Raw genomic sequence first — 6,571 nt, forward strand, 5'->3', positions numbered from 1 at the left:
CATTCTGGTCTTCACGTCTGAGCTCTCCTACTTCGAACGCCGTACTTCTTCACTCGTCAATGGGTTGGGTGGCGGCTTCAATTCCACTTCATCGCCCCTTCCCGCAACCACCAGGGCCTGATTCTTCAGACTGTCCGATCCTTCATCCCAGTAACCGCTATGGCCTTCGGTGTCCGTGGTCATCTGATTGGCACCGAATTGCTCGTCACTGGGAATTCTGAAGCCGTCCCCGCCGTGTCCGTAACGGCCAAGATCCGGGACGATGTCCCCCTCGGCTTCCGCGTTCCACACATGCCCCTTGGGGACATCCATCTCCTCGGCACTCGACACCTTGACGCCGGGGCTGCCCGCGAGGACGACGTCATCGGCGTTGAGGTCCCCTGTCTGGGCAGCCGCACCGACCAGGGTCGTCCCGTACGAATGGCCGATCACGGTACGGTGCGGTGCCGTATCGCCGGAGTGTGACGTTTCCAGGCCGTCCAGGAATCGGTTGAATGCAGGTGCGCCGTCGTAGGCGTAGTGTTCGAAGGGTGCGTCCTTGTAGACGGAATCAGGTGCGTCGTATCCGAGCCAGGTGATGGTGGAGACGGAATCGCCACCGGCTTTGGCGTCGGCCGAGTTCCACACGTTGACCGAGCGGTTGATATTGCCCTCGATGTTTCCGAGCTCTGCTTCCGTACCCGGTACGTAGACCGCCTGGTGATCCGCGGTGTCCGGGTTTCCGTTGGCGAGGATCGCGCGGCCGTCGCCCTCGGTGCTGAAGCCCAGCAGGTAGGCCTCGGGCAGTCGCTTCGTGCCGGTCTGGTCGAAGCGGGTCTGGATCGCGTCCATGCCGTCGATGGATTTGTGGGCGCTCTTACGGTCTTCTTCCCACTCCTTCCACGCCACGCTTTCGACCTTGATGCCCTTCATGATGGTGCCGGTCATGGGGTCGATGTAGTCCGTGTACCGCGTGGGCTCCGGATTCTTCTTGAGCCACGAGTCGTATTCGATCTGAGCGACACCCCGGGCCTCGGCGAGCACCATGCGGTTGGCCTCGTCACGAACCTCCGCGTGCAACCCGTCCAGCGCCCCGACCGAGGCGGGGTTCGTGGAAAGGTAGGCGGACTGCTCCTCAGGGCTGAGCCCCTTCCACCACGATGCGTTGTCCTTCGGACTGCCGTCCTTCGGCGGTTCCGGCAGGGAGTCGAGGTAGTTCTTACCCGCCTCGCGGACCCCGCCCATGTCGGATTTCGCGTCGGCCCAGTCATGCTTGGAGACCGTCAGGTCGTCGTCGGCCTTCAGCGCGCGCAGTTTCGGCGCCCACTTCGTGTCGGCGTCCGTGGCTTCCTTCAACGCGTCGGCGATCCGGTTCGCGTACCCCAGGGCGTTGCCGTAGTGCGGGTTCGGGTGCATGTTCACCGCCTGGCGCTCCAAAGCGTCCGAGGTCTGGCTGCCCCCGGCACTCCCGCTCACCGTGCCGCCATCAGCGATCTTCCCGTCGCCGGGCTTCTTGCCTGCCGGAAAGGTGACCGAGCCGTCGGGGTTCACTGTGCAGCCGTTGGCCTGAGCGTCCTCGATCGCCGTGTCCAGCTTCCGCTTGGCCACGGCCATGTCGAAGGCGAAGCCATTCAGCGCGGTGCTCACCAGACCGCACTCGGTCTGCGCGTAGTGGAAGTTCTTCGACAGCTTCTGAAGCTCCCGCAGGGCGGCTGCCGCCGCCTTGCCCTCGAGCCGGTTGCGTATCCCCGCGCAGATCTGGTTGTCGACCGTGTCCTTGGCCGCACTGGCCGTGTCGCCGGTCGTCCGGTAGCCGTCCGCGGCGTCCTCGTACTCCGACGGCTTGAAGGCTTTCAGTGTCGCAAGATTCATGACCGCGGATCAGTTCTCCTTCGCCCGGCCGCCGACGGCCTCGGTGTCCTCGTACTTCACCTTGAGCTTGTCCAGCTCCCCCATGACCGCCTCGTCAGACGTCGACAGATCGTGACCCGATCTCTCCAGAAGCCCGCCCAGCTCGCCACAGCGGCTGCTCACGTCGCCGACGTACTTCTTCCAGGAGTCGTACAGCTCCTTCTGGGCCGCCGCACTCAAGCACCCGGAAGTTTCACCCAGTCCTGCCTGACCGTCGCTCAGCTTCGTCAGCGCCGTGCTGATGCCGTCCTTCAGGCCCGTGACACCCTCGCCGGCCTTCACCCATGCCTTCTTGTCCGACTTCAGATCCTCCGAAGCCCCTGCCGGAGCTCCGCCCCCCTGGTCGGCCGGGTACTGATTCAGTTGCATCTGTGCGGAACCGCGCGCCACCGCATCGGCCTTGAGGCCCTCCCACTCGTCCCACGCCATTCGCGAAACCCTCCCCGTTTTCCCCGTGTTCCCGGGCGACCCCGGGCGAGCAGTCATACTCTCCGGCTCCGGCGCGCAAGACAAACGGTCTTCCCCGAGGCCCGTTCCGTGATTGCTCTATAGGGTGCGCGGTATGACAAGTGAGAGCCCTGACATGCGTGCCTCCGACGCGGAACGTGAGCGGGTCGCCGAGACCCTGCGGGAGGCCGTGGCCGAGGGCCGGCTGGAGATGGACGAGTTCGAGCAGCGGCTCGATGCGACGTTCAAGGCGCGTACGCACGGGGAGTTGGTTCCGCTCGTGCGTGATCTGCCGGTTCCGGGCGGGCTCGGCGGGCCGGTGACCGGGGCGGTGGCGGAGCGCGAGGGGGTGGCCGACTGGCCGGCCCGGATCGGCGGTGAGCCGACTTCGTCGGGGGCGTTCGCCTTCTGGGGCGGGTTCAGCCGCAAGGGCCGCTGGACGGTGGGCCGGCAGTTCACCGCGTTCGCGATGTGGGGCGGGGGCGAGATCGATCTGCGTGAGGCGCGCTTCGCGGAGCGTGACGTCGTGATCCGCTGCTTCACGATCATGGGCGGTATGCAGGTGACGGTGCCGCCGGACCTCAACGTGCAGGTCCGGGGCTTCGGGATCATGGGCGGTTTCGGTGAGCACTCCAAGCTCGACGAGGAGCCGGAGCCCCATCCGGACAGCCCGCGGGTGAAGGTCACCGGGTTCGCCCTGATGGGCGGGGTCGGTGTGGAGTGGAAGCGGAGCAGGGCGGAGAAGCGGCGGCTGAAGGAGCAGGAGCGGTTGCGGCTGGAGAAGCCGGACGCGGGGGACGGGCGCAAGGAGCTGGGCTGAGCCCGGCGGTTCACGGGGGCGGCCGCGGGTTTCGCCTCGGCCGCCCTTCTCGAGCGCTGTGCCCGCCGGGGGGCGGGTTCAGAAGGCGTCGGCCTTCGGGGTGCCGTCCACCGTGCCGAGTTCGATCGACTGTCCCAGGGCGCGGTAGCCGGCGTCGTTGAAGTGCAGCCGGTCGCCCGAGTCGTACTCGGGCAGGATCCGGTCGGGCGCGTACGGGTCGCGTACGGCCCGGTCGAAGTCGACGAACGCGTCGAAGATCCGGCCGGTGCGGATCTCCTCGTTGACCGCGAGGCGCACCCTGTTGCTCTCGGGTGTCCAGGTGGTGCTGCCTTGGAAGGGCGTCAGCGTCGCTCCGACGACCCGGAGTCCCTGGGCGTGCGCCCGCTCGGTGAGGGCGCGGAGCCCGGTGATGATGCGCTGGGGGTCCGGCTCCTGGGGGATCTGCTGCACGTCGTTGATGCCGAGCGCGATGATCACGGTCTTCGCTCCGGCGACGGACAGGACGTCGCGCTCGAAGCGGTGGGTACCGCTCGGGCCGCCCAGATTCCGCACGCCGTTCAGGGTGAGGGGGCTGTCGAGCAGGAGGCGGTTGCCCGCTATGCCCTGGTTGGCGATCCCGTGGGTGTGCCGCAGCCGGTCGGAGAGGACGTCCGTCCAGCGGCTGTTGGCGTCAGTGGTGGAGCCGCTTCCGGCCGTGAGGGAGTCGCCGATCACGACGATCGCTCCGGGCGAGGTCTTGTTGCGTACGTCGACGGCCGTGAGGTAGCGCCACCGGGTGGTGCTCCACGTGCCGTCGTCGTCGGCCAGGAAGGACGTCTGGTGGGTGTTGGGGTGCTGGGTGACGGGCCCGGTGGCGTACGGGGTGCGGAGGGTGACCTCCAGGTCGGCGTCGGGGGCGACGGGCACCACGACGGGGTCGCTGACGACCTGTCGGCCCGCGGCGACGGTGACGGTGGGCCGGCCCCGGAAGGTCACCGGGCGGGTGTTGACGGTGGCCTGGTCGATGACGAGCGGGGCCGTGCCGAAGAGGTTGGACAGCGTGATGCGGGCGGCGTCACCACCGACGCTGGTGTGCACGATGTTGCGGATGGTGCTGCCGGGGTAGCCCTGCCCGGCGTTCGGTTCCGCGCTGACGGGGGCCGCGGTCCACGTGGCCACCCAGGTGCCGGTGGAGTTGGCCGGAGCGGCGGGGTTGCGGGCCGCCGTGTGGCTCTGGGACCCGCTGAGCGGTGCCTGCCGCTCGGCGGCGGTCATCAGCGACGTGCCGAACGCGACGGCGCCGGCGAGCACGGCTGTGCCTGTCACGAGGGCGATGGGCAGGGCGTATCCCTGGCGCCTGGGCATCTGCGGTGTTTCTCCTTGCGGTGTTCGGCCCGGTATTCGGGTTGCTCTCATGATGCGTCAGGCGGCGGGGAACTCAACATGCGGCCCGGGAGTAGGTGAGGTAGGGACAATGCGTACGGCACGGCGTGACGCGTAGGCGGACGGGTGGAGCGGATGGAACAGGACGCGGGACAGGGAACGGTATCCGGGGCTCCCGGCGGGCGGCCGAGGCCGAAGCCGGCCGGGTTCGCGTACACCGCCGCAGACGAGGAGAAGCGGCGCGGGGTGCGCCGTATGAAGACCACTGCCACGGGTCTGCTCCTGTTCGTCGCGCTCGTGTACGTCCTCGCCACCTGGGCGGAGAACGCGGGTGTGGGCGGCTGGCCGGGCTACGTCGCAGCGGCCGCCGAGGCGGGAATGGTCGGTGCGCTGGCGGACTGGTTCGCCGTCACGGCGCTCTTCCGGCGCCCGCTCGGCCTGCCCATCCCCCACACCGCCATCATTCCTACCAAGAAGGATCAGCTGGGGGAGTCACTCGGTTCCTTCGTCGGCGAGAATTTTCTCTCCGGAGACGTCGTTCGTGACCGAATTCACGCTCTCGGGGTCGGTTCGCGGCTCGGGACCTGGCTGGCGGAGCCCGAACACGCGGACCGGGTCACCGCCGAGCTGGCGACCGCGCTGCGCGGTGCGCTGACCGTGCTGCGGGACTCCGATGTCCAGGCGGTGGTCGGGGAGGCGATCACCCGGCGGGCGGACGCGGCGGAAGTCGGCCCGGGGATAGGCAAGATGCTGGAGAGGATCGTCTCGGACGGCGGCCACCGCAGGGTCGTCGACCTCGTCTGCGTACGGGCGCACGACTGGCTGGTCCTGCACGGGGACTCCGTCATGGACGCGGTGCAGGGCGGGGCGCCGGGCTGGACGCCGCGGTTCGTCGACAAGCGGGTGGGGGAGCGGGTCTACAAGGAGCTGCTGCGCTTCGTCACGGAGATGCGCGACATGCCGGGCCATCCGGCGCGCGGCTCGATCGACACGTTCCTGACGGACTTCGCCGCCGACCTCCAGACGGACACGGACACCCGGGCCCGGGTGGAGCGGCTGAAGTCGGAGATCCTGGGGCGCGGTGAGGTCCAGGACGTCATCGCCTCGGCGTGGTCCTCGGTACGCGCGATGATCATCTCGGCGGCCGAGGACGAGCGGAGCGAGCTCCGGATGCGGGCGCGCGCCTCGCTGATGTCCCTGGGAGCCAGGCTGTCCACGGACGAGCGGCTGCAGGGCAAGCTGGAGGGCTGGCTGGAGGACGCGGCGGCGTACGTCGTCACGACGTACCGCGCGGAGATCACCTCGCTGATCAGTGACACGGTCGCGGGCTGGGACGCGGACCAGACGTCGAAGAAGATCGAGGCACACATCGGCCGTGACTTGCAGTTCATCCGGATCAACGGCACCGTGGTGGGCGCGCTGGCCGGTCTGGCGATCTACGCGGTGTCGCACGCGCTGGGGGGCTGACCGGAGGCGTGGCCGTCCTCGTCGTACGGCACGCCCTCGGATCACGCGGGGAGTTGCCCTTCAGTACGCACCCGGTGGCGCCGGGGGTTCACCCCCGGGGCCGGACTTTCCCGGATGTGGCGGGGCGCGCCGGAGCCGCCGCGCCGGGCCTATCGTGCGCTGCGCCGGGTGACCGCCCATGACGCCGCGGCGATCCCGCCCGCCACGGTGAACACCGCGGGCCACGCGCCCACCTTCTTGGCCAGGGGGTGCGAGCCGGCGAAGGCGGCGACGTAGGCGACGGTCAGCCCGGTGGCCGCGAGGGGTCCTGCCTGCCGCTTCCACTCGTACGCCGCCGCCGACCCGGCGGCGGCCAGCGCGACGCCGCCGAGCGGGCGCCTGCCCGTCCAGCGGGCGATCCCGTATCCGCCGACGAGACCGCCCGCCGCCACTGCCGCTGCCGGTACCTTCGCCACTGCCGCCACCTTCGCCTTCTGCACGTTCACCGGCGTATCCGCCGCTGAACCGAGGATAGGGGTCTGCCTGGCGCGATGGCGCCGTCTGCCCGTACCTGACCTGCCCCACGTGCGAGCGCGGTGAACTGCT

Annotated in this window: 6 protein-coding genes; 2 read left to right on the plus strand and 4 right to left on the minus strand. The window is 69.1% G+C overall.

Going from position 1 to position 6,571, the window contains the following annotated elements:
• Positions 1-27: 27 nt before the first annotated feature.
• Positions 28-1,851 carry an alpha/beta hydrolase gene (locus ABZ441_RS28780; protein ID WP_358979457.1) on the minus strand — a complete coding sequence of 608 codons (1,824 nt, stop codon included), beginning with the start codon at positions 1,849-1,851 and terminating at the stop codon, positions 28-30.
• Between the two features lie 9 nt (positions 1,852-1,860).
• The gene (locus ABZ441_RS28785) at positions 1,861-2,319 is read right to left on the minus strand and encodes a hypothetical protein (protein ID WP_358979459.1); all 459 of its coding nucleotides are present in this window, start codon (positions 2,317-2,319) and stop codon (positions 1,861-1,863) included.
• A 133-nt stretch (positions 2,320-2,452) separates the two neighbouring features.
• On the opposite strand from ABZ441_RS28785, the gene ABZ441_RS28790 reads away from it, so the two are divergent.
• On the plus strand, positions 2,453-3,157 hold the full coding sequence (locus tag ABZ441_RS28790) for a DUF1707 domain-containing protein (RefSeq protein WP_358979461.1): 705 nt from the start codon (positions 2,453-2,455) through the stop codon (positions 3,155-3,157).
• 78 nt (positions 3,158-3,235) lie between these two features.
• Here ABZ441_RS28790 and ABZ441_RS28795 read toward each other — a convergent pair whose 3' ends face one another.
• On the minus strand, positions 3,236-4,501 hold the full coding sequence (locus ABZ441_RS28795; protein WP_358979463.1) for an SGNH/GDSL hydrolase family protein: 1,266 nt from the start codon (positions 4,499-4,501) through the stop codon (positions 3,236-3,238).
• Between the two features lie 153 nt (positions 4,502-4,654).
• Between ABZ441_RS28795 and ABZ441_RS28800 the strand changes: the two genes are divergently transcribed.
• Positions 4,655-5,986, plus strand: a complete 1,332-nt coding sequence (locus ABZ441_RS28800; protein WP_358979465.1) for a DUF445 domain-containing protein — start codon at positions 4,655-4,657, stop codon at positions 5,984-5,986.
• A gap of 149 nt (positions 5,987-6,135) precedes the next feature.
• Here ABZ441_RS28800 and ABZ441_RS28805 read toward each other — a convergent pair whose 3' ends face one another.
• Positions 6,136-6,441, minus strand: a complete 306-nt coding sequence (locus ABZ441_RS28805; RefSeq protein WP_358979470.1) for a hypothetical protein — start codon at positions 6,439-6,441, stop codon at positions 6,136-6,138.
• Positions 6,442-6,571 lie beyond the last annotated feature (130 nt).

The organism is Streptomyces sp. NPDC005752, from assembly GCF_040630715.1.
In the GTDB taxonomy this organism is placed as follows: Bacteria; Actinomycetota; Actinomycetes; order Streptomycetales; family Streptomycetaceae; genus Streptomyces.

Bases quoted from the DNA above. Each gene is read 5' to 3' on its own strand.
- ABZ441_RS28780 (WP_358979457.1), bottom strand. From the start codon at position 1,851: ATGAATCTTGCGACACTGAAAGCCTTCAAGCCGTCGGAGTACGAGGAC.
- ABZ441_RS28785 (WP_358979459.1), bottom strand. From the start codon at position 2,319: ATGGCGTGGGACGAGTGGGAGGGCCTCAAGGCCGATGCGGTGGCGCGC.
- ABZ441_RS28790 (WP_358979461.1), top strand. From the start codon at position 2,453: ATGACAAGTGAGAGCCCTGACATGCGTGCCTCCGACGCGGAACGTGAG.
- ABZ441_RS28795 (WP_358979463.1), bottom strand. From the start codon at position 4,501: ATGCCCAGGCGCCAGGGATACGCCCTGCCCATCGCCCTCGTGACAGGC.
- ABZ441_RS28800 (WP_358979465.1), top strand. From the start codon at position 4,655: ATGGAACAGGACGCGGGACAGGGAACGGTATCCGGGGCTCCCGGCGGG.